The sequence below is a fragment of the Hominiventricola sp. genome (assembly GCF_057604405.1).
Map to the genome: position 1 here is coordinate 1 of NZ_DBLYVB010000078.1, position 1,842 is coordinate 1,842.

The following is a 1,842-nucleotide window of genomic DNA, read 5'->3' on the forward strand; positions in this document are numbered from 1 at the left end:
GAATATATTCCTGTGAAGAAGGTTGGATAACTTTCTCACGTACCGTCCCGATGATGACCTGTCCCTTTGTCTGGCTGTTCCCGAAATCCATCCAGTATATGGGAGCCGAATGGTCACTGAAGTTTTCTTTGCGGACTTTCTTCAGGAACTTCCAAAGCGTAAGACGTGAGCGTATATTGTCCGTACAGGTTATGATGATATTTGCTGTGCTGTCTTCAGAAAAATTCCTTGTAGGAAAACATTGCGGTTCGGCAGTCCATGCGTATCCGAAGAAACGGTTGATGCGTGTGACAAGTGATACGGCCTTGTTCAGTCCCAGTTCCGTCTCACTGAAAAGCTGGCGTCCTATATTGGCCTGGCTTACCGTATCGGGATCGAATACGGTGACATGTAGTCCGGGATGGCCCAATGCCTGAAGTGCCATGCTCATACGTGCCAGATTGGTTATCACTTGTGAGCCGGTACCTCCGGCTCCGATGACGAATACCGTTACCGGATGACGCGGATTGAGCAGGTAGCGGTCGGTAAAATGTATCTTTTTCATAGAAGTATGTCTTTAAGTTTTTTATTCATGGGCTTGAGTTCGTTCATGTCGAACGGATTGTTTCTTATGCTCTCGGTGACGATGACAAGATTTGAAACGGTAGGATTGACATTTCCTCCAAGATGGGAGAATTCAGTCAGCCAGAACCGTTTTTCCCAGTATTCCAGCAGGGAAAGGAAAGTCGGGTTCTGTGGCTTTTCCAGAGAACTGCTGCCAAGGCAGACACTTGATCCGGTCACGTTGAAGAACGGGGCACGGAACAGCGGAGTCGTCTCCACCGGACGTTTCCCCTTGAAAGCGAATACGTCCATGCTTCCGTTTTTTACATGGTAGACAATTCCCGGCAGATTGAACATGCCGTCCTGTATATTGAGATCCTTGTGAAAGAACATCTGTCTCTTTCCGGGCGGATTGTACCAGATATATTCTTCCTGTCCTTTTCTTGGATTGCAGGCCAGCATGTTTTCGGGGACTCTGCCTGCCGGTATCCCGCTCATTTCCTCCGTATAGGATTCCAGTAGGGTATTTATGAATTCGTATGTGACGGGGAAACCTGCTCCCATCTGTCCGTTTTTTCCGATGGGACGCAATTCTATGAAGTACCTGGTATCAAAATTTCTTCTGTCTTCATATTTGTAGGCTATGATAGCCGCCTTCGGTACCATCATTTTCTGTATGTTTTTTGTTAGTTCATTCATGATGTTTATAAATTATAGGTAACATGTTCTACAAATTTCTCAAACCAACTGGAGAAACGCTCCGGATAGTTGTCCGGTTTGAAAAGTTCCTCTGTTTCCGGTGTGATGAAGGTAAATGATACGGGAGTCTGGTTATATGTCTCCTGACAATCAGTACTGAAACAGCTTTCCATGTCTTTGGTAACCGTATCCGTAATGGAATATGTAAGCAGAATCTGATATTCGAGCGGTGGCGGTTCGAAATCCCTTTCCTTTTCGCTTGCATAGTCATAGTCATAATTCAAGATATGAGGACTGTCTTTTGCAATCAGGGACATCCCTTCAGTAATCAGTTCCAAAAGTCTTTTTTCCTTATTGCTGGAAGGATTACAGTTGCTGATATGTTCTTCCAGATTCCTACAGAAAGCTCTGGAGTGCATCCGGCACAGCTTCCTGTGGATTTTCCCTTTCTCATATGACCTGAAAAGCTTTTCCTTTCTGTACAAATCCTTTTTCTCTTCCTCATCAAGCTGTTCAAAGTCCACATAATCGATACAGACTTCCGACATCTCAAAATAAGGGGTATCGGTTATATCCATCATCCTGTGATACTTGATGAAC

The 1,842-nt window shown here is 44.8% G+C and carries 3 protein-coding genes; all 3 read right to left on the reverse strand.

The features are described from left to right. On the reverse strand, positions 1-544 hold a 544-nt coding region (locus ACZMB2_RS14110), incomplete at its 3' end, for a PRTRC system ThiF family protein (protein ID WP_487597182.1). Next, positions 541-1,212 carry a hypothetical protein gene (locus tag ACZMB2_RS14115; protein WP_487597183.1) on the reverse strand — a complete coding sequence of 224 codons (672 nt, stop codon included), beginning with the start codon at positions 1,210-1,212 and terminating at the stop codon, positions 541-543. The genes ACZMB2_RS14110 and ACZMB2_RS14115, both read right to left, overlap by 4 nt. A 35-nt stretch (positions 1,213-1,247) precedes the next feature. Continuing rightward, a partial coding sequence (locus ACZMB2_RS14120; protein WP_487597184.1) for a hypothetical protein occupies positions 1,248-1,842 on the reverse strand: 595 nt, incomplete at its 5' end.

Bases quoted from the DNA above. Each gene is read 5' to 3' on its own strand.
- ACZMB2_RS14115 (WP_487597183.1), bottom strand. From the start codon at position 1,212: ATGATGGTACCGAAGGCGGCTATCATAGCCTACAAATATGAAGACAGA.